The following is a 23,280-nucleotide window of genomic DNA, read 5'->3' as shown; positions in this document are numbered from 1 at the left end:
GGTGAGGGGAACAGGGACGGGTCGGCGAAGCGCTGAGATTAGCGCGCCGAAGATCGAATATTCGTCAAATTTCCGTGTGTGTTTTCGGCGCAACATCGGCGCCGTAGGGTTCGAACCGCAGCAGGAAGCGCGTACCCCGGGAGGCCGGTTCACGCGAAGATTCGACGGTCAGCAGCCAGCCCTGCATGTCGCAGACGCGCTTGGCGATCGCCAGCCCCAGGCCGCGCGCCGCCTCATGCTGGCCGGCGGCGGCCGAGTCACGCATGCGGCCGCTGTAATAGCGGCGGAACAGGAAAGGCAGGTCATCGGGCGAAATACCCCTGCCGTCGTCGCGCAGTTCCAGCAGGTCGGGCGCACGGAAGCTCGCGGTCAGCGTGGCGGGCGCGGCGTGCTCGACGGCGTTGCGGACCAGGTTGCGCAGCACGGTCAACAAGGCGTAGCGGTCCAGCATCAGCACGTGGCCGGGAGCAATCTGGTTATCGAAATGCAGTTCGGCCAATTCGGCCTGCGCTTCGTAGCCGCGCCAGGCGTCCTGCATGCATTCGGCGATGTCCACCGGTGTGGGCGGCAGCAGTTGGTCGCGCGCCATGGCGCGGGCGCTTTCCAGGCACACGATGACATCGTCCACGTTGTCCACGATGCGCAGCAGGCGCTCGCGCTGATCGGCCGTCATCGCCTGGGTCAGCAGCATCAACTCGCTGTCCGAGCGGATGGCGGCCAGCGGCGTGCGAACTTCGTGACTGAGGTTGCCGGCGAATTCGCGCTCGCGCGCAAGCGACCGGTCGACCTGGTTCTGCACGCGGTTGAAGGCTTCGATCAGGCGGCCGGCCTCGTCGTCGCGGACCACTGCCATGTCGGGCGCGCCCGGCGCCCAGGTGGCCAGCCGGTCGGTCAGGTCCAGCAAGGGCCCCACCGCCACCGCCGCCACGCGTCGCGACAGCGCATACGCGCCCAGTACGCAGATCGCGCCCACGGCCAGCACGATCAGGCCGAAATCATTGACGCGCTCTTCGTTGTCGGTGGCGTCGTACAGCAGATAGACCTTGCCCCGACCCGTGTCGGCCACCATCACGTGCCAGGTGGAGGCGCCCGGTCCGATCAGGTGCAGGCCGTTGTCCAATTCCATGACTTCGTCGGGAATACCGGCGGGGCGCTGCCCATCCACACTCAGCCAGGCCCGCATCGACCCGCCCAGTTCGCGCACGCCGTCGCGCGGCAGAAATTCATCGCTGTTGCGCGCGTGCTGCACGAGACGATCCATTTCCGTATTCAGGATGTCGTTGACCAGGTCGTCTTCCATCTGGTCAAAGGTCAGGTAGGCCAGCAGCGCCAAGGCCGTCACGAACAGCGCCACGGTGCCGGTCAAGGCCCATACCACCCGCTGCGTCAGGGTGCCACCCGCCGCGCGAGTCATGGGGCGGTTCCGTTCAGCGTCAGGCGCCAGCCGGTGCCGTGCAGCGTTTCGATGCCATCGAAGCCGGCATCGGCCAGCGCGCGGCGCAGCAGGTGAACCTGGCTGCGCAACGCGTCGGACGAGGGGGGCTCGTTGCCCCAAAGCAGCGATTCCAGTTCTTCGCGCGCCACCACGCGGCCCGGGTCGCGCATCAAGGCCTCCATGATGAGGCTGGCCTTGCGTGTCAGATGCACGGGCTGGCCGTTGACCACCACGCTACGGCTGCGCGTATCGTATTTCAGCGGGCCGAACTCGCGCACCGCCTCGACCGTTGCGCCCCGGGAGCGCTGGATCAACGCCAGCAGGCGCGCTTCGACTTCCAGCAGCGCAAACGGCTTGGTGAGATAGTCGTCGGCCCCATGCGAAAACCCGGCCAGCTTGTCTTCCAGGCTATCGCGCGCGGTCAGCATCAATACCGGCACATCGACACGCATGTCGTTGCGCAACGTATGCAGCACTGCATTGCCGTCCATGCCCGGCAGGCCAATATCCAGGATCAGCGCGTCGAAGCGTTGCGCCTTCACGCGTTCCAGCGCGGCATGGCCGGTGTAGGCGACGTCGGGCAGGAACCCGCGCGCCTCAAGAAAGGAATACAGGTTGCCGGCGATGATGTGATCGTCTTCAACGATCAGCACCCGATGATTTGCTCCCGCCGCGGGGCTGACTACCATTGTTGAGGCTCCCTGTTCAGTGAATCGCAAGTGGCGGCGCGCGGGCGCGCTACGCTTGCAGGACCTTGCCTGGATTCATCAGCCCTTGCGGGTCCAGCGCGCGCTTGATGCGACGCATCAGCGCCAGTTCGACCGGGCTCTTGTAGCGCGGCAGTTCATCGCGCTTGAGCTGCCCCACGCCGTGCTCGGCGCTGATCGAACCCTGGTGCGCGTGTACGCTGTCATGCACCACGCCGTAGATCTCGCTTTGCAACGCCAGCAGTTCGGCTTCGGTCTGGCCCGGCGCATTCGCCACGTTGTAATGCAGGTTGCCATCGCCCAGATGCCCGAAGATGACGTGGCGCACTCCCGGAAACCGCGCTTGCAGCAAGGCATTGGTCTTGTGTACGAAGCCGGCGATGGACGAGATGGGGATGGACACGTCGTGCTTGACGGACTTGCCCAGCTCGGCTTCGGCCAGCGGGATGCTTTCGCGCAGGTGCCACAGCGCCTTGCTCTGCGCCACGTTGGCGGCGATGGCGGCGTCCTGGATCAGGCCGGCGTCGATGGCCTCGCCCAGCACGGCCTCGAAACGTTCGCGTGCATGCGCCTCGCTTTCGCTGTCGGACAGTTCCAGCAGCGCGAACCACGGCGAATTGGCAGAGTCGCCTTCAAAGGGCAGGCGCTGCTGCGGAAAGAGGCGCACGACGCCTTGCAGGCACGCGTTGCTCATGAGCTCGAACCCCGTTAACGCCGCACCGAAGCCGGCGCGTGCGCGCGACAGCACTTCAACGGCCTGATCGATAGAGTCCAGGGTCAGCAAGGCGGTGCAGCTGGCGACCGGGCGGGGAAACAGCTTGAGCGTGGCGGCGGTGATGATGCCCAGCGTGCCTTCGCTGCCGATGTAGAGGTCGCGCAGGTCGTAGCCGGTGTTGTCCTTGCGCAGGCCGCGCAAGCCGTCCCAGATCTCGCCTTCGGCCGTGACCACTTCCAGGCCCAGCGTCAGGTCGCGCGTATTGCCGTAGCGCAGCACCTGCGTGCCGCCCGCGTTGGTGGCCAGGTTGCCGCCGATGGTGCAACTGCCTTCGGCGGCCAGGCTCAGGGGGAACAAGCGGTTGGCGCCGGCAGCGGCATCCTGCACGGCTTGCAGAATGCAGCCCGCTTCGACGGTGATTGTGTCGTTGTCGGTATCCAGGTTGCGCACCGCGGTCAGGCGCGCGGTGGACAGCACGACCGCGCGGCCGCTGTCATCCGGCGTGGCCCCACCGCACAGGCCCGTGTTGCCCCCTTGCGGCACCAATGGCACGCCATGGTGCAGGCACAGCTTCACGGCGTCTGCGACTTCCTGGGTGGAGCCGGGGCGAATCACCGCCAGGGCCGAGCCGCGATAACGGCGGCGCCAATCCAGCACATAGGACGCGGCGTCCTCGCCGGTGAGCACATGGGAAAAACCCAACAGGGACTGTAGATCGCTCAACAAAGTCATAGGCGCCGCACAAGAATGGCCTGGGCGCGCCCAGGCACGGGTCTAGGGATGTGCGGGCTATTGTAGGGGCTCATTCGCGCGGGCTGAAAGCGCCGCGCTAGCCGACGGCCTGGTCCAGCCGCGTGCCGGTCAGGCCCGAACAATAGGCGCGCGAGGCGATGCGGTTCATGAGGAAAGCGCGGTCGGTGCCTGCGGGGCCCGGCATTTCGGACAAGGCGCGATAAGCGCGGCGCAGCGCCTCGCCACGCGTTTCGCCGCAGACCAGCAGGCGCGTGCATGGCAGGCGGCGGTCGACGCAACCGTCGATGCGCAGTTCCAGCGCGTGCGCCCCCATGGCGTCGGGGCTGGCGACCATGGCGCCTGAATGCGCTTGCGCCTCGGCGCCGATGACGCGGAACACGCCGCTGCGGTCATCCAGCGAAAACGCCACCGCGCCCGTACCGTGCCAGCCGCGATCGCGGGCGACGTCGGCGGCAATCCGGCGCAATGCGGTTTCGATGGAGGACGGCAACTGCGGCGCCGGACATTCGGCGATCAGCACGCGGGCCTCGCGCCAGACGCAGCGTTCCCACGCGCGGCCGGCGACCATTTCACCCGTCTCGGATACGAATACATGGATATCAAGCCGGCGTTCACGCCCCGCGGCGGGCCCGGCATAGTCCGTGGGGGGACCGCGCCGGCTGCTGGCGCCCCCCGATGACATCACAGTAGAAACTTTGGCTCCCATGGCCTCTCCCGGTCTTTCTGCTTGCAGCGCAAGCGTATCACCTTCGGATGACGAGCAATTTGTGTGCCATGGAGCGACGCCTGCGGCAGGCCCCTCGCGCCCCGCTGCCGACGCACCGGATCAACGCGTATCCGCAGGGGCGATGCACCAATCCGGGGCGGGCGCCACCGTTAAGACGCCCTACTGCTCCCGTCGGATGAGGACCATGCGCCGATGGGGGATAATTCAGGTTTGAAGATTAACTCTGGCGGGTTTTGATATGCGGGTTTACCACTAGGCCCAATCGAGACCAGCGCTGCAACCCTTTTCAAGGAATCGTCGTGGGCAACAACAGCACGAAATTTCCCGCTTCCGTATTCAAGGCGTATGACATTCGCGGCACCGTGCCGGATCTGATCGACGCGACGTTCGCGCGCGCACTGGGCGTGGCGCTTGCCGCCCGCGCCCGCGAAGAAGGCGTGCAGACCCTGGTGGTGGGCCGCGATGGCCGCCTGAGCAGCGAGATGCTGTCCGACGCCTTGCAGGAAGGCATGCTGGAAGGCGGGGTCGATACGCTGGATGTCGGCATGGTGCCTACGCCGCTGGTGTACTTCGCCGCGAACATCATGCAGACCGGGTCGGGCGTCGCCATTACCGGCAGCCACAACCCGCCCAAGTACAACGGCTTCAAGATGATGATGGGCGGCCGCGCCCTGTTTGGCGAAGACGTGCAGGCGCTGGGCGCCGCCATGAATGGCGCCAGCCCCGCCCCGGCCGAACGCGCCGGCACGCGCCGCCAGCTGGATCTGGTTGCGTCGTACATCGCGCGCGTGGCGTCCGGCGTGAAGCTGGCGCGCCCCATGAAGATCGCGATCGACTGCGGCAACGGCGTGGCCGGCGCGGTCGCACCGCAACTGTTCCGCGCGCTGGGCTGCGAAGTCACTGAACTGTTCTGCGAAGTGGACGGCACCTTCCCCAACCACCATCCGGACCCGGCCGAACCCAAGAACCTGCAAGACCTCATCAAATGCGTGGCCGAAACCGACTGCGAGCTGGGCCTGGCGTTTGACGGCGACGGCGACCGCCTGGGCGTGGTGACCAAATCGGGCCAGATCATCTGGCCGGACCGCCAACTGGTGTTGTTCGCCCGCGATGTGCTGGACCGCAACCCCGGCGCCACCATCATCTATGACGTCAAGTGCAGCCGGCACGTGGGGCTGTCCGTGGAAGCGGCCGGCGGCGTTCCGCTGATGTGGAAGACGGGGCATTCGCTGGTCAAGGCCAAGCTTGCCGAAACCGGCGCGCCGCTGGCCGGCGAAATGAGCGGCCACATCTTCTTCAAGGAACGTTGGTACGGCTTTGACGATGGCCTCTACACCGGCGCGCGCCTCTTGGAAATCGTGTCGCGCCATGCCGACGCCTGCGCCCCGCTGGAAGCACTGCCGCAGGACGTCTCCACGCCCGAGCTGAAGCTGGAAATGGAAGAAGGCCAGCCGTTCACGCTGGTCAAGGCCTTGCAGGACCAGGGCCAGTTCCCCGACGCCCGCCGCGTCATCACCATCGACGGCGTGCGCGCGGAATATGCCGATGGCTTTGGCCTGGCCCGCCCGTCCAACACCACGCCCGTCGTCGTGCTGCGCTTTGAAGCGGAAAACCCCGAGGCGCTCCAGCGCATCCAGGCCGATTTCCGCCGCGAACTGGGCAAGCTCGCGCCAGAAGCCACATTGCCGTTCTGATCCGCTCATGTCGCTATCGGACAGTCCGGCCTGGCAACACTTCACCGCAACGGCCAAAGCCGCGCCTCTGCGCGGCGAGCAGCTTCGGGTCATCAATGCGCCGGGGCTGCGGCTGGACCTGAGCACCCAGGCGCATTCGCCCGCCCTGAGCGAGGCATCCGAAGCGCTGCTCGCGCAGCAGGATTTCGACGCCGCGCGCGCCTTGCTGTTCGACGGCGGCCACGCCAACTGGACCGAAGACCGCGCAGCCTGGCACACCGCCCTGCGCGCGCCCGAGCCTCCCGCTGCCGTGGCAAAGACAGTCCAGGCCGAACGTGATCGGCTGCGCGAATTCGTGCGCGAAGCCGACCGCACCGACCGCTATGGCTACGTGCTGCATCTGGGCATCGGCGGCAGCGATTGGGGACCGCGCATGGTGACGCGCGCGCTGCGTCATGGCGGCGCGCGGCGCGAAGTACGCTTTGCGTCGAACGTGGATTCGCATTCCGTCGCCGACGCCATGAGCCGGCTGGATCCGCACGACACCCTGGTCATCGTCGCATCGAAGTCCTTCACCACGACCGAGCCGCTGGCCAACGCCGAAGTCGCCATGAACTGGTTGCGCGACGCCGGCGTGGCGGACCCGATCAAGCAGGTGGTGGCGATCACCTCCAACGTCGAGGCCGCGCTCAACCTGGGCATCTTGCCCGACCACATCTTCCAGATCTGGGATTGGGTGGGCGGCCGTTATTCGTTGTGGTCCGCCATCGGCCTACCCATTGCGCTGGCGCTGGGCAATGAAGCCTTCGATCAGTTGCTGGCGGGCGCGGCGGCCATGGACGAGCATTTCCGCACGGCGCCCGTGGCGCAGAACGCGCCCATGCAACTGGCGCTGGCGGGGGTGGTCAACCGTAGCGTGCTGGGCTATGACTCGCTGGTGATCGCGCCCTACGATTCGCGGCTTTATCACATCGTGCCGTGGGCGCAGCAGCTGGAAATGGAATCGCTGGGCAAGGTCGCGACGGCCGATGGCAGCCCGGCCGGCGTGCCGACCGGAGCGGCCATCTGGGGCATGGCGGGCACGGACTGCCAGCACACGTTTTTCCAGTGGTTGCACCAGGATGCCAAGGGCGCGCCCGTGGACTTCATTCTTTGCGAGCAGCCGGACCACGCCTACGCGCGCCATCACGAACTGCTGATCGCCAACTGCCTGGCGCAACGCTCCGCGTTGCTGCGTGGCAAGTCCTTCGAGGAAGCGCTGGCGGAAACGTCGGCCACGGAAAGCGACCCGTCACGCGCACGGGTGCTTGCGCAACACCGGGTGCACCCCGGTGGGCGTCCCTCCACATTGATCGTGCTGCCGCGTCTGGAGGCCTACACGCTGGGTGCGCTGCTGGCGCTGTACGAGCACAAGGTGTTCACGCAGGGCGTGATCTGGGGCATCAATCCGTTCGATCAATGGGGCGTGGAATTTGGCAAGGCCCTGGCCAAGGGCATCATGCGCGAGCTGGATTCGCCGCAGGCCAGTCAGCAAGATCCCTCGACCCGCTTCTGGATCGACGCGATCGCGCGGCGGCAGTAGCGGCGCGCGGCGTGCTTGAACGCACGCCGCGCCCTTCCTCATCAATACGTCGCGGGCGGGCCTGAAAGATCAGGACGCCCTGCCACGCGCGTCAGACTCCGACAATCTCGACAAGCCGTCACGCGATCACGCGGTCAGGCAGCCTGCCCCTGCCTTGCTCCCATCATCGACCGCGACAATCGACTCGCCGCCGCAAGAATGGGCTCTTTCAGTTCAAGCAACACGCTTTCGGTCAGGCGCGATATCGGCCCCGAAATGCAGAGCGCCCCTTGCAGCGTCCAATTGATGCCGTATACGGGCGCGGAGATGCTGGACACTTCCGCTTCGCGTTCCCCCAGCGACATCATGTAGCCCGCGCGGCGCACCGACTCGTAGGGTTCGCCCGGTTCGCCAGAAAACGCGAGCAGTACCCGGCCCGGGCTGCCAAGTTCCAATGGCAGCGCGGCGCCCACGCGCACGTGATGCCGGATCGACTTCGGCCCTTCCACCCGCGCCATGCAAATCCGCTGCTTGCCCTCGCGCACATAGAACGTTGCGCTCTCGCCCGTCGCCGCCGACAGCTCGCGCAGGATGGGCTGGACGACCTCGGCGATGTTGAACGTGGCCTGGTAGCAAGCCCCCAGCCAGCCAGCGGCCCGCGCCAGACGCCAGGTGCCATCAGGCCGCTGCGCCAGGTAATCGTCCATGGCCAGCGTGCGCGCCAGGCGCAGCACCGTGGACCGGTGACAACCGGTGCGGCGGCTCAATTCCGCCAGGGACAGGAACGCGTCATCCACGCCAAAGGCTTCCAGGATGCGCATCGCGCGACGCACCGCCACCACCCCTGCGTCGCCTGCTTCTGGGGTCATATCATCGTTCGTCATACGCAACATGTTCCGCTATACGAACTCGTATTGTATTGAGCGGAACACGAACTCACAATGAGCGCCATCAAAAACAACATCGGAGACAAACCATGAAGCCGTTCGCACGTGTTCTTTCGGGCCTGGCCCTGTTGTGCATGACCAGCCTGGCCGCTGCCCAGGGCTACCCCGACAAGCCGATCCGCCTGATCGTGCCGTTCCCGCCCGGCGGCGGCACCGACGTGCTGGCGCGCGAAGCCGCCATCAAGGTGGCCGGCAACACCGGCTGGAACATCGTGACCGAGAACCGGCCTGGCTCGGGCGGCAACATCGGCGTGGACGCGGTGGCCAAATCCGCACCGGACGGCTATTCCCTGGTGCTGGGCCAGACCAGCAACCTGGCGATCAACCCCACGCTCTATGCCAAGCTGCCCTACGACCCCGAGAAGGATCTCAACGCCATCGGGCTGGTGGCGGATGCACCGCTGGTGATCGTGGTGCCGGCCAACTCCCCGCTCAAGACGTTCGATGACATGATCGCGGCGGCCAAGGCCAAGCCCGGGATCCTGAACTTCGCCAGCTCGGGCAACGGCACGGTGGCGCATCTGGCCGCCGTTCAGTTGCAGAATGCCGCGGGCATCCAGCTCACGCATATCCCCTACAAAGGCGCGGCGCAGGCTTCCAACGATCTGATCGGCGGCCAGATCGACATGTACCTGTCGTCTGTTCCCACCCTGATCGGCCACGTGCGCAACGGCAAGATGCGGGCGCTGGCAGTGACCTCGGCCCAGCGCGTGCCGGACATGCCCGACGTGCCCACCATTGCCGAACGCGGCTTTCCCGGCTTCGAAGCGGTGACATGGTTCGGCCTGGCCGTGCCGGCCGGCACGCCGCAAGACATCGTGCAACGCCTGAACGCCGAATTCAACAAGGCGCTTCAAACCCCGGAACTGCGCACGAAATACCAGGAGCAAGGCGCGCGTGTGCTGACCAGCTCGCCCGAAGAGTTCGCCAAGCTGATCCACGACGACCGCGCCCGCTGGGGCAAGATCGTCAAGGATTCGGGCGCGAAAGTCGAGTGACCGGCCATGCCCAAGCGCTACTCCTCTTCGACCGCAAAGCCGGCATCAGCCCGCCTTATCCCGACGCATCTCATTTTTTAAGACAGGAACACACATGGCCAACCCGGACATCATCAAGGACTTTCCCCGCGTCGATGCCGACGTCGTACAGCGCGCCTCGGCGCTGCAACCGGCCATCCTGGCCGACGTAGCCGGCCGGCGCGGCGCGCTGCACGGCCGCATCCGCCCCCTGCATCCCGGCATGAAGGTGGCGGGCACGGCTTTGACGGTCGAAGTGCGGCCCGGCGACAACCTCATGATCCATGCGGCGATTTCGCTGGCCAAGCCGGGCGACGTGCTGGTGATCGACGGCAAGGGCGATCTGAGCGCGGCGCTGATGGGCACCATCATGATGAACGCCTGCCGCAAACTCGGCATCGCCGGCGTGGTGATGGATGGCGCGGCGCGCGACGCGGTGGAAATCATCGAGATGGATTACCCGGTGTTCGCCGCGGGCACCAATCCCAACGGCCCCACCAAGAACGTGCCCGGCCGCATCGGCCATCCCGTGTCGGTCGGCGGCGTGACCGTCCATCCGGGTGACTTCGTCATTGGCGATGCCGACGGCGTCGTCGTGGTCGAGCGCGATCGGATCGAAGCGCTGCTGCCGGCCGCCGAAAAGAAGGTGCGCGACGAGGCCGCGCGCATCGCCGCGATCCAGGCCGGCGACACCGAAGCCAAATGGCTGGTCGCCGCGTTGCGCGCCGCAGGCGTCCTGAAGGAAGGCGAAACGCTATGAACGCCGCCTCCAAGCCCAGCATCGTCGTGACCGCCGCCGACCTGGCGCCGGAGGCCCTCGCGTTGCTTGGGGATTTCAACATGGTGTTCGCGGGCAAGACGCCCACTGAAGAAGACATCGTGTCCCTGTGCCGCGCGCACAACCCGGTCGCCATCATCGTGCGCTACAGCAAGGTGGGCGCGGCCGCGATGGACGCGGCGCCCGCCTTGCGCGTGATTTCCAAGCATGGCAGCGGCACCGACACCATCGACAAGACGGCCGCCGCCGCGCGCGGCATCCAGGTCGTGGCGGCGGTGGGTGTGAACGCCGCGGCCGTCGCCGAGCATGCGCTGGCCCTGCTGCTGGCCTGCGCCAAATCGGTCGTCGGCCTGGACGCGCGCATGCGCGCCGGGCACTGGGACAAGTCCATACACAAAAGCCTGGAGCTGGAAGGCAAGACCATCGGCCTGATCGGCCTGGGCGCGATTGGCCGGCGGATGGCTGCGATGGCGCACGGCTTGAATATGCGCGTGCTGGGCTTTGACCCCTACGCCCAGGATCTGCCGGACTACCTCACCCCCGCGACGCTCGATGCGATCTGGCGCGAGGCGGACGTGGTGTCGCTGCACTGCCCGTTGACCGACGAAAATCGCGGCATGATCAATGCCGCGACGCTGGCGCGGTGCAAGCCTGGCGTGGTCCTGGTCAACACCGCGCGCGGCAGCCTGGTCGACGAAGATGCGCTGTTGCAAGCGGTGCGATCAGGCCAGGTGCGCGCCGCCGGCCTGGACAGCTTCGCCGTCGAACCCATGGCAGCCGACCATCCCTTCCACCAGGAAGCACGCATCATCCTCAGTCCGCACATCGGCGGCGTGACGAGCGCCGCGTACGTGAACATGGGCGTCGCTGCGGCGCGCAATGTGCTGGGCGTACTGGCCCGCACGGCCACGCCCGCGTGAGGAATCGCGTCATGCCGCAGCCTTCGGCGGCGATGATGGGCGAACGCGAACCCCTGTTGAACCTTCGTACCGGTTGCTACGCTTGGGCGGCGCGCTGCTCAAGCGCCTCATAGAGTTCGACGTGCACGCGCGCCACGCGGCGGATGTCGAACTCGCTTTCGGCCAGCTTGCGGCCCGCCTCGCCCATCGACTGGCGCAGCGCGGCGTCCTCGACCAGGCGCGCGATGGCGTCTGCCAGCGCCGGCGCATCGCGCACCGGCACCAAGAGGCCGGTCTTGCCCGGTTCGATAGCGTCGCGGCAACCGGGCACGTCGGTCGTCACTACCGCGCGCCCAGAGGCCGCGGCTTCGATCAGAGACTTCGGCAAACCTTCGCGGTACGAAGGCAGCACGGCGATATGGCAGGCCGCGTACAAGCTGGCGATGTCGGATCGCTCACCCAAGGCCTCTACCGCGCCGTCACGCTGCCACGCGTCGACCTCTTGCTGCGTGGCCGACGTGGGATTGCCCGCGTCCACCCCACCCACCAACTGCATCGTGACCGGCAGGCCGCGCTTGCGCAAGATCGATGCAGCCTCGACGAATTCGCGCACGCCCTTGTCGCGCAACAGGCGCGCCACCATCGTGACCACCACGGGTGGCGACGGCGGCTCGGGCGTGGCGCGATAGGCGTCCAGGTCCACGCCCGCACCGCGGATCATGACGACCTGCTCGTCGCGCACCGCGCCCAGGGACTTGAGCAGGTCGCGGTCGTTGGCGTTCTGAAAAATCACGCGGCTGTTCGGATGGCCAAGCGCCACGCGGTACAGGCGCGCCACCACGGCCCGCACCAGCCGCATCTTCAAGGAGTTCGACAGGAACACGAAGCCCAGCCCCGAGATCGCCGCGACCATCCCCGGCACGCGGGCAAGGCGCGCGGCGATGCCGCCATACAGCACGGGCTTGATCGTGACCAGGTGCACCACGTCAGGACGGACTCGGCGAAACAGGCGCACCAGCGCGCGCAGCGTGTTCAATTCCTGCAAGGGATGCTTGCCGCTGCGCGTCATGGGGATGGCGTGATGCGTCATGCCCAGCGCCTGGATCTCGGCGACGGCCGGACCATCCATGGTGGCCACGTGGACGTCATAGCCGGCCTGTTGCGCGGCCAGCGCGACCGGCACCCGATGCGACATGAAGAACGCAGGGTTGTTGACCACGAACATCAGGCGACGGCTCATGCCTGCGCTCCAGAAATACGGCGCCAGACGGCGAGATAACGTTGCACCATGCGCGTCAGGTCGAAGTTCTCAAGCACGCGCGCGCGGCCGGCTTCTCCGGCCCGGCCGCTGCCTCGCGCGGCGACGTCGCACAGGGCGGTTTCGATGCCGCGCGCCAGCGCTTCGGCCTGCTCGGGCGGCACCACGACGCCGGTGTCGGCAACGATGTAGGCGGCGTCGCCCACGTCGGTCACCACGCAATACACGCCGCACGCCATGGCCTCGGCCACCACGTTCGGAAAGCCTTCGGCGCAGCTGGAAAGCACGTGCAGGTCCAGACCGTTCATCACGGCCGGCACGTCGTCGCTGGGACCGGCCAGGATCAGGCGGTCGCGCAGGTTCAGTTTGTCGATCAATGCGGCAAGCTCGGGATTGTCGGCCGTCATGCCGCGCCCGACCAGCACACAGCGCAGGCCGCCATCGCGTCCGTCGCGCACCAGCGCGGCCACGGCGCGCAACAGGTTGGCGTGGTCCTTGAGCGGATCCCAACGGGCAACGCTGCCGATCACGGGCGCATCTTCCGACAGGCCCCATTGCGCGCGCATACGCGTGCGGGCTTGGGGGTCCGGCGCGTAACGCGACAGGTCATAGCCGTTGGGAATGACGACCATGCGGTCGCGTCGATACCCCTTTTCGGCATGGCGTTCGGCGGCGTTCTGGGCCGCGCAGACGATGGCGCGCGGCACGCTGCCTGACAGCAGCGCGCACGCGCGCAAGACGATGCGCGCCGACCGGCTACTGCGTTCCAGGTGTTCGCCGGAATTGCGGATGCCCCACGCGATTGCGCGCACGCCGGCCATTCGGGCGGCCAGTCCGCCGATCAGGTCGGCGTGGTACATCCAGGTCTGCACCACGTCGGCACGCGAGCTGGCGATGAGGCGGCGCAACGCCAGGAAGCCGCCCAGGCTGACTCGCCCGCGCTTCATGCCCAGCGCATGCACCGACACGCCGGCGGCGCGCAGGCGCTCGCCGTAGATGCCTTCGTCCGTCAGCGACACCACTGTGTGCGTCACGCCCGGCTCCGGATAGGTCGCCAGGCGCAGCAGCACGGATTCCGCGCCGCCCTGCCCCAGGCCAGTGATCACATGCAGTACATGCAAAGCCGGGGTGCTCATCGCCCCTCCCGCACCGCATCGAACAGTTCGTCCCATTCCGACAGCACGGTGGCCAGCGCGTAACGCTGGCGCACTGCCGAAGCCGCGCGGTCGCCCAGTTGCCGACGCAAGAGCGGGTCGCTCATGACGCGTTGCAACGCATCGCGCAAGGCATCGCGGTCGCCCGTGGGAACGAGCAGCGCATCCTGGCCGTCACGCGTCATTTCGCGCGGACCGCTGGGGCAATCGAAAGCCACGCAGGGCAGCCCCAGCGCCATGGCTTCCAGCAGCACATTCGGAAAGCCTTCCACCAAAGAACTGAGCACGAAGGCCTGACCGCGCGCCAGCTCTTCCCATGGCGCTTCGGTACGGCCCGGCAGGCTGACGCGCGATTGCAGGCCCAATCGGGCGATCTGCGCTTCCAAGGCCGCGCGTTCGGGGCCTTCGCCCCAGATGCGCAGATTCCAGTCGGGATTGGCGTCGGCCAACTGCGCGAACACGTCGATCAACAGGTCGAAGCGCTTGTCGGTCACCAGACGGCCCATGGCCAGCAGCTCGCGCGGACCGTCGCCTTCGCGCTGCATCACGCGCGGCGCGTCCAGCAAGGGCGCAGGCAAGGGATTCGGGATGACGGCCAGGCGCTTGATGCCCGGCACCTGCCGCGAGAACGGACCGGCAGTGTCTTCGGCCTGCACCGTCACCATGTCGGCGCGCGGATACAGCAGGCGGCGCAGCTTGCGCCACACGGTGCCCGTGGTGGTCTCGGCGACGGGATTGGTGCGTTCGCAGACGATCAGGGGCACGCCCAGGCCCCGCGTGGCCAGGATGGCGGCCACGTTCACGTTGGTCAGGAAGGACACGACCACATCGGGCCGGGTGTCGCGGATGTGCTTGCGCAAGGCCATGAGGCGCTTGAACGCGGCCATCCCGCCCGAGGCGCGGGTGCCGGCAATATCCGCCAGCCACGCCAGTTCGACCTTGTCCGACAGCGGATAAAAACACGTGCCCTTGGACGAATAGGTAGGCGTCAAGGTGACGCTATCCCCGCGTTCGGCCCATGCATTCACCAGCGTGGCGGCCACCCGTTCGGCTCCGCCCGCGTGCATGGAACTGACCAACATCAGTATTCTCATTCGTCAACGACTCCCAAACGTTCCTCCCAGATCCGGTGCTGCGCGATAACGATCCAGCCAGGCCTGCATCATCAGCACGCCCCACAGATGACTGTCCCAATTGCGATGGCCCGAGGTGTGCTCGTGCCATTTGCGCAGGATGGGTTCGGGTTCGAACCAGCCTTCCTGGCGCAGCCGCGCGGGGTCGAGCAGCGCATCGGCCCACTCGCGCAGCGGTCCGCGCAACCAGGCCGCCAGCGGCACGGCAAAGCCGCGCTTGGGGCGGTCCACCAGCGCCTGCGGCACATGACGATGCAGGACCTGGCGCAGCAGCCACTTGCCGGTGTTGCCGCGCACCTTGTATTGATGCGGCAGGCTCCACGCAAATTCATAGACACGGTGGTCGATCAGCGGCACGCGAGTTTCCAGGCTGACCGCCATGGCGGCGCGGTCCACCTTGACCAGGATGTCGTCCGGCAGGTACGTGACCGTGTCCAGCTTCATCATGGCTTCGAAGGTCGAGCCCTGCATGTCGCGCGCGAATTCCGACACGGGCTCCACGCCGCCCTTGACCACCTGCGTGGGGTCGGCCCAGTACGACACGAAGTGGCGATAGAAATCACCGCGCGTATCGGTGCGCAGCAGTTCGCCCAGCTTGCCGACCTTGCCGCGCCATGCGCCGCGCCCGGGAAGGTGCGTGCTTGCGCTCAACAGCGCGCCGGTTGGCTTGCGCAGCATGGCGGGCACGCGCTCGCATTGCTGCCACCATTTGTTCACGCGGAAATAGCGCGAATAGCCGCCGAACAGTTCATCGCCGCCATCGCCGGACAGCGCCACGGTGACGTGCTGGCGCGCCATCTTGGTGACGAGCGAGGTCGGGATCTGCGAGGAATCGGCGAACGGTTCGTCGTACATGTCCGCCAGCGACGGCACGACCGCCAGCGCGTCGGCGGCGGTGACATAGAGTTCGGTGTGGTCCGTGCCCAGATGCGTGGCGACGGCCTTGGCGTGCTGCGCCTCGTCGTAGCCTTTCTCGTGAAAGCCGATGGCGAACGTGCGCACGGGCTTGGCGCTTTGCGCCTGCATCAGCGCGACGATGGTGGACGAGTCGATGCCGCCCGAAAGGAACGCGCCCAGGCTGACGTCAGACAGCATTTGCCCCCCGACCGCCTTGGACAGCACGCCTTCCAGCGCTTCGGCGGCCTCGGCGTCGGACCCGAACGACAAGGGCGAGCGGGCCGCCGCGTCGGCGGCTTGGCGCGCGGACCAGTACACGCGCGGCTCCGGCATGCGGCGGCTGCGCGTATCGTCGGCCGTGAATTCCACCCAGGTGCCCGGGGGCAGCTTGTTGATGCCCTGGTAGATGGATTGCGGCGCGGGAATGTAGTTGTGGCGCATGAACGAGGCCAGCGCGTTGCGGTTCAGGTCGCGGCCGAATCCGGGGATGGGCATGAGGCCCTTCAACTCGGAGGCAAAGACCAGTTCGGCGCCGGAATAGCCGTAGTACAGCGGCTTTTCGCCCATGCGGTCGCGCGCCAGCATCAGCTTGCGCGAGGCGCGGTCCCACAGCGCGATGGCGAACATGCCGACGGCGGCTTGCAGGGTGGCCTCGATGCCCAGCGCGGTAAAACCGGCCAGCAGCGTTTCGGTGTCGGAATGCCCGCGCCAGGACGGCGCGAGCGCCGATTGTTCCAGCTGCTTGCGGATGTCCAGGTGGTTATAGACCTCGCCGTTGAACACCATCACGTAGCGGCCGCAGGCGGACGTCATGGGCTGGTGGCCGGCTTCGGTCAGGTCCAGGATGGCCAGGCGCACATGCCCCAGCGCCACTTCGGCTTCGGGGTCTTCCCAGAATCCGTTGCTGTCCGGCCCGCGATGGCGGATGCGGCGGCAGCTTTCCGCCAGCAACCGCTCCTTGTTCCCGATGGGGCCCCAAATTCCGACTATTCCACACATGATGAGGTTCTCGTGGTCACCGTAGCAACGGCGCGCCGCAGGGCCTAGCGGCCCGGCTTGCGCACGCCGTCAAAAAGTTCTTGCCATTGCTGCAAGATGCGCGCGGCCGAAAAGCGGTCGCGCACATCGGTTGCCGCTTGCGCCATGCGCTGGCGCCTTGCGTCATTTTCCATTACTTCGGACAGCGCCTTGCAAAGCGCCGGCACATCGCCATTGGGACGCACCAGCACGCCGTCGATGCCGTCACGCACGATCTCGCGCGGCCCGGTATCGCAATCGAACGACACGGCGGCCAGGCCGCTGGCCATGGATTCAAGCAAGGTGTTGGACAGGCCTTCGAAGCGCGAGGTCAACACGTACAGGTCAGCGCTGTCATACCAGTCGCCGACGTTGCCGGCGCGACCCGGCATCGAGATGCGCGAGGCCAGACCCGCCTGATCCACTTGCGCCTGCAACGCGCCGCGCTCGTGGCCTTCGCCCAGGATAACCAGATCCCAGTCGGGATGCGACGGGGCCAAGGCGGCGAACGCCTGGATCAACAGGTCGAAACCCTTGTCGGCATGCAGGCGGCCCACGGCCAGCAGGCGCTTGCGGCCGTTGTCGGTGATGGGAACCAGCAAGGGTTCGGCACGCGGCAGCGGCCAATGCACCGGATTGGGGATGACGGCCAGGCGCGAGCCGGGCACATGCTGTTCGATCCAGTCAGCGGTGCCGCGCGTCAAGGCGACGACGCGCGCGGCGCGCGGATAGGTCATGCGGCGCAGGCGCTGCCACAGGCCCGACAGCGTCTGCGAAGGCGGATGAGTATGCTCGGTGGCGATCACGCGGCAGGACAGGCCCGTGCAGGCCAGTACCGACAGCACCGAGGCGGTCGTCATCATGCCCAGCACGATGTCGGGACGGAACGCCTTGATCACGCGGCGCAGCGCGCGCACGCGCCGGACATTGCTCAAGATGCCACGCAGCCCGCCGCCTTCGCCCTCGGTGTGCAGGACTTCGCGGCGGACCTTGGGATGCAGCGCGTAGACGTCGCCATCGGCGCTGGCCTGCGTCACAACCATGACCTCGCGGCCCATGCCGGCCCAGTGCGCGCTCAGATCAGCAGCAACGCGTTCCGCGCCGCCGCCATGCAGCGAATGGATAAACAGCAGCACGCGCAGCGCGCGGCCGGAGTCGGCTTCGGACATTCAATCGGCCTCCTTGGGTTCAGCCTTGCGCATCGCCACCACCAGGTAGCAGGCGAAGGACAGCACATACATGAGGCTGGTTGCCAGCATGATGCCAGCCGCGCCCATCTTGGGCGCCAGCACGGTGTTCAACGCGGCCTTGAGCGCGAAATTGGCCACGGCGATGGCGGCCATGATGCGGTAGCGGTTCTGGCTGGCCAGCAACTGCACGAGGATCAGCACGCCAAAATAGAAAGGCAGCTGCAACAAGCCCCAGCGCAGCACGTGCGCGACGGCTTCGGTGTTTTCGGCGGTGAATGCGCCGCGCTGGAACAGCACGGACACGCCCCAGGGCGCCAGCACCCAGCCGATGGCCACGGCCACCGCGCCCGCGCCCACCATCAGCACGGACCATTTCAGCGCCATGCTGCGGGCCCGCGCGGTATCGCCGCGTGCCTGCACATCGGCCAGCACGGGCAGCGCGGCGCGCCCGACCGACACCGCGCCGATGCCCAACAGCAACGACAGCAGGCGGCTGGCGTAACCCAGCGTGGCGTTGGCGTTGGCGCCCAGGTTGGCGGCGGCGTACTGGTCCAGCGGACCGACGAAGCTCATGGCCACCTGGCCGATCAGCATGACGCCGGCCGCGCCCATCAATTCGGGCCAGTGCGGCGAGCGCAGCGTCAGGCGCGGCGCTCCCCAGAATCCGCCGTCGGCGCGCGCGGCCAGCCACGCCAGCCACACGGTCTGGATGGCGTAACCCACCAGCGTGCCCCACAGCAGCGGACCCACGCCATCGGCGTTGACGGCCAGCATGACCCAGGCCAGCGTGGCCACGGCCGGCACGCTGTCCAGCAAGGTGTTGACGTGGCGTTCGTGCGCGCGCAGGCGCGCGGCGCTGATGCCGGCAATCAGCAACAGGGCCGAGACCGGCGCGAAAGCCACGAGCAGGTCGCCCGTCATGCCGCGTACGCGATCGGGCAAGCCCTTGCCCAATGTCTCGACCACATACGGCCACGCGAACCAGGTGGCGATGGCCAGCGCGATGCCGGCGGCAGCCACCCAGCCTTGCAGTTCTTTGATGAATTGGTCGCGCTCGCTGTCGTCCGCGCGGCGCAGCCGCACGAGCACGGGGATGAGCACCACCGACAGCACGCCCACGATCGTGACCGGCAGCCAGGTGGCCATGGTCATCGTGAACTGGTAGGCGTCCACCGCGTCGCTGACGCCGTAGCGATACGCCACCGCCATCTCTTTGATGGCGCCGGCGGCCTTGCCCAGCAGGAGGAACACCGCCACCCGGAACGCGCCCTTGAAGATGCGCTGGTGGTCCGGGTGGATGTTGCCGAGTTTGCGGACGAGTGCTTTCAAATCAACGCAGGAATTGCGTGTACCAGGGCATGGCCACTTCGAGGCCTTGCAGCACGGTGTGCGACGGCACGTAGCCCAGCAGGCGACCCGCCTTGCTGACGTCGGCCTGGGAATGGCGCACATCGCCGGCGCGGAAATCGGCGTAGACCGGTTTCTTGCCGTAGTTCACGTTCTGGTTGCCCAGGGCTTTGACCAGGAAGCCGAACAGGTCATTCAAGGTGCTGCGGCCGCTGACGGCCACGTTGTAGACCTGGTTGCGCGCTTCGGGCGGCGCCATCGCGGCCAGCAGGTTGGCCTGCACGGCGTTGTCGACGAAGCAGAAGTCGCGGCTGGTTTCGCCGTCGCCGTTGATGGTGACGTCGTCGCCCTTGATCATCGCGGCGGTCCACTTCGGGATCACGGCGGCGTAGGCGCCGTCCGGATCCTGACGCTTGCCGAACACGTTGAAGTAACGCAGGCCCACGGTTTCGAAGCCGTACGAACGCGCGAACACGTCGGCGTAAAGCTCGTTCACGTACTTGGTGACGGCATACGGCGACAGCGGCTTGCCGATGTTCTCTTCCACCTTGGGCAGCGCCGGGTGGTCGCCGTAGGTCGAGCTGGAGGCTGCGTAGACGAACGACTTCACGCCGGCGTCGCGCGCGGCGACCAGCATGTTCAGAAAGCCGCCGATGTTCACTTCATTGGTGGTGATCGGGTCTTTCAGCGAACGCGGCACCGAACCCAGCGCGGCCTGATGCAGCACGAAATCCACGCCCTGCGTGGCGCGCTGGCAGGCGGCCAGATCACGGATGTCGCCTTCAACGAACGTGAAACGGGTCCACTGTTCGGCAGATACCGAGCCGCGCACTTCGTCCAGGTTGCGCTGGTGGCCGGTCGCGAAGTTGTCCAGACCGACGACGGTCTGGTTCAGCTTGAGCAACGTTTCCAGCAGGTTCGAGCCGATGAAGCCGGCGCAACCCGTCACCAGCCACTTGCGCGGCTGGGCGGTCAATTCTTGCTTGATGGTTTCAAAACGCGTGGTCATGGCGAAATCCTTACAGACGCAGGTCGGATTCGGCGGGCGACAGCACGTACTTCAGGTCGTACAGCACATGTTGCGGCTTGCCCAGCTTGCGGATGCCTTCGGCGCCCATGGCCTTGAACTGGTTGTGCGCCACGGCCAGGATGACGGCGTCGTACTTGCCCTCTTCCAGCTTGGCCACCGGGGTCAAGCCGTATTCGTGCACGGCTTCTTCCGGGTCGACCCACGGATCGTAGACGTCCACGTCCACGTTGTAGTCGCGCAGCTCGCTGACGATGTCCACAATGCGGGTGTTGCGCAGGTCGGGGCAGTTTTCCTTGAAGGCCAGGCCCATGACCAGCACGCGCGCGCCTTGCACATGGATGCGCTGCTTGGTCATTGCCTTGACCAGTTGCGACACCACGTAGCCGCCCATCGAATCGTTCAGGCGGCGGCCCGCGAGGATGATCTCGGGGTGGTAGCCGATCGACTGCGCCTTGTGGGTCAGGTAGTAGGGGTCCACGCCGATGCAGTGGCCGCCAACCAGGCCCGGACGGAACGGCAGGAAGTTCCACTTCGTGCCCGCCGCCTGCAACACGGCTTCGGTGTCGATGCCCATCTTGTTGAAGATCAGGGCCAGTTCGTTGATCAGCGCGATGTTAACGTCGCGCTGCGTGTTCTCGATCACCTTGGCGGCTTCGGCCACGCGGATGCTGGACGCCTTGTGCGTGCCGGCGGTGATGATCTGTTTGTACAGCTGGTCCACCAGTTCGGCGACTTCGGGCGTCGAGCCGGAAGTGACTTTCTTGATGGTGCTGACGCGGTGGTCCTTGTCGCCCGGGTTGATGCGCTCGGGGCTGTAGCCGGCGTAGAAGTCCACGTTGAACTTCAGGCCCGACACGCGTTCCAGCACCGGCACGCAGTCTTCTTCGGTAGCGCCCGGGTAGACGGTGGATTCATAGATGACGATGTCGCCGCGCTTGAGCACGGCGCCAATCGTTTCGCTGGCCTTGACCAGCGGGGTCAGGTCGGGCTGCTTGTATTCGTCGATGGGCGTGGGAACGGTAACGATGAACACGTTCGCCTTGCCGAGTTCGGCGCGATCGGCGGTGTAGGTCAGTTGAGCGGCTTCGGCCAACTCTTCGTCGCTGACTTCCAACGTGTGGTCATGGCCGGCTTTCAATGCGTCGATACGGCGCGTATTGATATCGAACCCGATGACCGAACGTTTCTTGCCGAACTCCACCGCCAAAGGCAGGCCGACATAGCCCAGGCCCACGACAGCAAGTTTCACATCCTGAATTCGCAACATAACTCTCCCTTCACCGTAAAACGATTACGGCATCTTAAATATGGTCGGGTGATCGATGACTAACGAGCCCCCGGCGGCAACGCCGGGGCACTCAACTCTTAATCCGAGGTCTTCAAAACGGAAGGCAGCAGCAGCCACCCCGGGCGGCGCCAGGACACCAGGCGCGCATACAGCCAGACATAGACGCTGGCGAACACCAGCAGGCTGGCCCCCAGCGCCCACGCGTTATCCCACCAGATGGTGGCCGGCACCAGGCCGATCAGCGCCAGCACCCACATGTAGGGCGACGCCATCGCGTTGCACAGCGCCGGCACCGCATGACGGCGGCCACGGCTGAAAGTCACGCGAACCAGGCGGCGGAACACCAGTTGATGCAGGTGCAGCGCGTCCGGCTGATCGACCGGCACACCGCGCTTGAAGCGGCGGCGCCAGATCGAAAAACCGGTTTCGAAGACGGGATAGAACAACACGGCCAGCGCATAGAACGGCGACACCGAGGGGTTGCGCACCACCAGCAACACCGCCAGCTCGGCCAGCATGAAGCCCAGGAAATACGCGCCGCCATCGCCCAGGAAGACGCGGCCGAACGGAAAGTTCCAGACCAGGAAACCCAGGGTGGCCGAGGCCAGCGCGGCGGCGATCATGAAGATGGGCACGTCGCCCACTTGCAGCGCGACCAGGCTGATCGACACCGCCATCAACGTGGCGACCATGCCGGCCAGACCGTTCATGCCGTCAACGATATTCAGCGCATGCGTACAGCCGCCCACGGCGAACATGGTGAACAACAGCGATACGGGCCAGTACGACAGCACAAAATCCACGGGCGCCATGCCGACGCGGCTGACGCCGCCCAGCAGCCACCAGGCAATTGCGGCCGACAGGAAAGCCGCCAGCAAACGCTTGCTGGCGCCAATGTCTTTCGTGATGTCTTCGAGCAGGCCGGCAACGAATACGGGCAGCGCGGCCACGAACAGAGCGGGCCAGAGCCAGGTCAGCGTCATGTTGGCCGGGCCCAGCACAAGCAGGCCCAGCAGCGTACCGGCCAGAACGGCCAGGCCACCGACGCGGGGCGTGGCGCGGGAATGGTTCGCTTGTGGTTTGTTGAGGTCGCTGTCGCCGGTGAAGCGGCCATGCCAGCGCTCCGACCACACGATGAGTCCCCCCACCATGAACGCGACCACGCAGATATACAGCCAGGTCACTGGATCACCTTTGGTTGGTCTTGGAGACAGGCCCGCCATTATGGGAGCCAGGTGTAACGCCCATATATGGGAGGGATAAGGAAGTGCAATTCACGGGCACGAAACGTAACGCCCCTGGCGGGGTGGTTTGTCCGAGCGGAAATACGGATTTCATGCAGACGATTGTAGAGCTTTCCGCTCGGGCGCATACGAAATATCCCAGGGAAAACGCGGATGCCTCCATAGGGAGGATAGGCGCGCGTTGTGCAACAACCAGACGCGGCTTTCCAACAAATAGGGACATATTGATTGGGGATAAAAAAAAGCCCGAGATCGTGAGATCTCGGGCTAAATCCACCAAAGGAGGAGGGTGGAGGAGACAACCGTGGCATGTTGGGAGCTGGCCTTCTGCTCGCTGCGCTGTCGGGGTTTTGCACCGCGCCGACTGCGTTTCAACATCCGATGAGTGAATAGTACCGAGGTTTTTTGTGCGATGCAAGAATTTTTTTAATCTCTTTTGAAGGCGAAATCCGGCGTTGCATTTTCGCCGCAAATTCGCTGTCCGCCCTCTGGAGACCCGCAGCCAGCAATG

The 23,280-nt window shown here is 66.2% G+C and carries 19 protein-coding genes; 5 read left to right on the top strand and 14 right to left on the bottom strand.

Going from position 1 to position 23,280, the window contains the following annotated elements; genetic code table 11:
- Positions 1–64: 64 nt before the first annotated feature.
- From API01S_RS14290 to API01S_RS14275, 4 genes are all read right to left on the bottom strand, one after another.
- Positions 65–1,414, bottom strand: coding sequence for a sensor histidine kinase (locus API01S_RS14290; RefSeq protein ID WP_006221693.1), 1,350 nt, complete (start codon positions 1,412–1,414; stop codon positions 65–67).
- Positions 1,411–2,124: a response regulator transcription factor gene (locus tag API01S_RS14285; protein WP_006221694.1), complete on the bottom strand. Its 714-nt coding sequence runs from the start codon at positions 2,122–2,124 to the stop codon at positions 1,411–1,413. The genes API01S_RS14290 and API01S_RS14285 overlap by 4 nt, the downstream gene beginning before the upstream one ends.
- Positions 2,125–2,173: 49 nt before the next feature.
- The gene (locus API01S_RS14280) at positions 2,174–3,589 is read right to left on the bottom strand and encodes an FAD-binding oxidoreductase (protein WP_061304947.1); all 1,416 of its coding nucleotides are present in this window, start codon (positions 3,587–3,589) and stop codon (positions 2,174–2,176) included.
- Positions 3,590–3,686: 97 nt separating this feature from the next.
- Positions 3,687–4,316, bottom strand: coding sequence for a BPTD_3102 family carboxylase-like protein (locus API01S_RS14275; RefSeq protein ID WP_061304945.1), 630 nt, complete (start codon positions 4,314–4,316; stop codon positions 3,687–3,689).
- Positions 4,317–4,636: 320 nt separating this feature from the next.
- Between API01S_RS14275 and API01S_RS14270 the strand changes: the two genes are divergently transcribed.
- Positions 4,637–6,031 carry a phosphomannomutase/phosphoglucomutase gene (locus tag API01S_RS14270; RefSeq protein WP_050729539.1) on the top strand — a complete coding sequence of 465 codons (1,395 nt, stop codon included), beginning with the start codon at positions 4,637–4,639 and terminating at the stop codon, positions 6,029–6,031.
- A 7-nt stretch (positions 6,032–6,038) separates the two neighbouring features.
- Complete coding sequence (gene pgi / locus API01S_RS14265; protein ID WP_061304938.1) at positions 6,039–7,592, top strand: glucose-6-phosphate isomerase; 1,554 nt, start codon at positions 6,039–6,041, stop codon at positions 7,590–7,592.
- A gap of 134 nt (positions 7,593–7,726) precedes the next feature.
- Here the strand turns inward: pgi and API01S_RS14260 are convergent, their stop codons facing one another.
- Positions 7,727–8,464, bottom strand: coding sequence for an IclR family transcriptional regulator (locus tag API01S_RS14260; protein WP_050729541.1), 738 nt, complete (start codon positions 8,462–8,464; stop codon positions 7,727–7,729).
- An 83-nt stretch (positions 8,465–8,547) separates the two neighbouring features.
- Between API01S_RS14260 and API01S_RS14255 the strand changes: the two genes are divergently transcribed.
- The 3 genes from API01S_RS14255 to API01S_RS14245 all read left to right on the top strand — a co-directional run bounded on the left by API01S_RS14255 (position 8,548) and on the right by API01S_RS14245 (position 11,232).
- Positions 8,548–9,516 (top strand): Bug family tripartite tricarboxylate transporter substrate binding protein, encoded by a 969-nt coding sequence (locus API01S_RS14255; protein ID WP_061304936.1) that lies wholly within the window; start codon positions 8,548–8,550, stop codon positions 9,514–9,516.
- Positions 9,517–9,610: 94 nt separating this feature from the next.
- Positions 9,611–10,294 (top strand): RraA family protein, encoded by a 684-nt coding sequence (locus API01S_RS14250; protein WP_050729543.1) that lies wholly within the window; start codon positions 9,611–9,613, stop codon positions 10,292–10,294.
- Positions 10,291–11,232 carry an NAD(P)-dependent oxidoreductase gene (locus API01S_RS14245; RefSeq protein WP_061304934.1) on the top strand — a complete coding sequence of 314 codons (942 nt, stop codon included), beginning with the start codon at positions 10,291–10,293 and terminating at the stop codon, positions 11,230–11,232. The genes API01S_RS14250 and API01S_RS14245 overlap by 4 nt, the downstream gene beginning before the upstream one ends.
- Before the next feature lie 76 nt (positions 11,233–11,308).
- Here API01S_RS14245 and API01S_RS14240 read toward each other — a convergent pair whose 3' ends face one another.
- From API01S_RS14240 to API01S_RS14200, 9 genes are all read right to left on the bottom strand, one after another.
- Positions 11,309–12,451, bottom strand: coding sequence for a glycosyltransferase family 4 protein (locus tag API01S_RS14240; protein WP_006221709.1), 1,143 nt, complete (start codon positions 12,449–12,451; stop codon positions 11,309–11,311).
- A complete protein-coding gene (locus tag API01S_RS14235) occupies positions 12,448–13,605 on the bottom strand; it encodes a glycosyltransferase family 4 protein (protein ID WP_061304932.1) in 1,158 nt (385 codons plus the stop codon). Before API01S_RS14235 ends, API01S_RS14240 begins: the two co-directional genes overlap by 4 nt.
- Positions 13,602–14,717 (bottom strand): glycosyltransferase family 4 protein, encoded by a 1,116-nt coding sequence (locus API01S_RS14230; RefSeq protein ID WP_061304925.1) that lies wholly within the window; start codon positions 14,715–14,717, stop codon positions 13,602–13,604. The genes API01S_RS14235 and API01S_RS14230 overlap by 4 nt, the downstream gene beginning before the upstream one ends.
- A gap of 3 nt (positions 14,718–14,720) precedes the next feature.
- The gene (gene asnB, locus API01S_RS14225; RefSeq protein ID WP_061304923.1) at positions 14,721–16,652 is read right to left on the bottom strand and encodes an asparagine synthase (glutamine-hydrolyzing); all 1,932 of its coding nucleotides are present in this window, start codon (positions 16,650–16,652) and stop codon (positions 14,721–14,723) included.
- A gap of 44 nt (positions 16,653–16,696) precedes the next feature.
- Positions 16,697–17,839, bottom strand: a complete 1,143-nt coding sequence (locus API01S_RS14220) for a glycosyltransferase family 4 protein (protein WP_061304921.1) — start codon at positions 17,837–17,839, stop codon at positions 16,697–16,699.
- On the bottom strand, positions 17,840–19,189 hold the full coding sequence (gene murJ / locus API01S_RS14215; protein WP_050729549.1) for a murein biosynthesis integral membrane protein MurJ: 1,350 nt from the start codon (positions 19,187–19,189) through the stop codon (positions 17,840–17,842).
- Position 19,190: 1 nt separating this feature from the next.
- Positions 19,191–20,216 (bottom strand): SDR family oxidoreductase, encoded by a 1,026-nt coding sequence (locus API01S_RS14210; protein ID WP_006221715.1) that lies wholly within the window; start codon positions 20,214–20,216, stop codon positions 19,191–19,193.
- 10 nt (positions 20,217–20,226) lie between these two features.
- Entirely contained in the window at positions 20,227–21,504 is a 1,278-nt protein-coding gene (gene tviB, locus API01S_RS14205; protein ID WP_050729550.1) for a Vi polysaccharide biosynthesis UDP-N-acetylglucosamine C-6 dehydrogenase TviB, read from the bottom strand.
- 98 nt (positions 21,505–21,602) lie between these two features.
- Positions 21,603–22,709 carry an MraY family glycosyltransferase gene (locus tag API01S_RS14200; RefSeq protein ID WP_006221717.1) on the bottom strand — a complete coding sequence of 369 codons (1,107 nt, stop codon included), beginning with the start codon at positions 22,707–22,709 and terminating at the stop codon, positions 21,603–21,605.
- Positions 22,710–23,280: the final 571 nt, after the last annotated feature.

It is taken from the genome of Achromobacter piechaudii NBRC 102461 (assembly GCF_001571245.1).
GTDB lineage: Bacteria > Pseudomonadota > Gammaproteobacteria > Burkholderiales > Burkholderiaceae_B > Achromobacter > Achromobacter piechaudii.
Note: the sequence above shows the minus strand (reverse complement) of the source record. Positions and strands in the feature narration are given on the sequence as shown.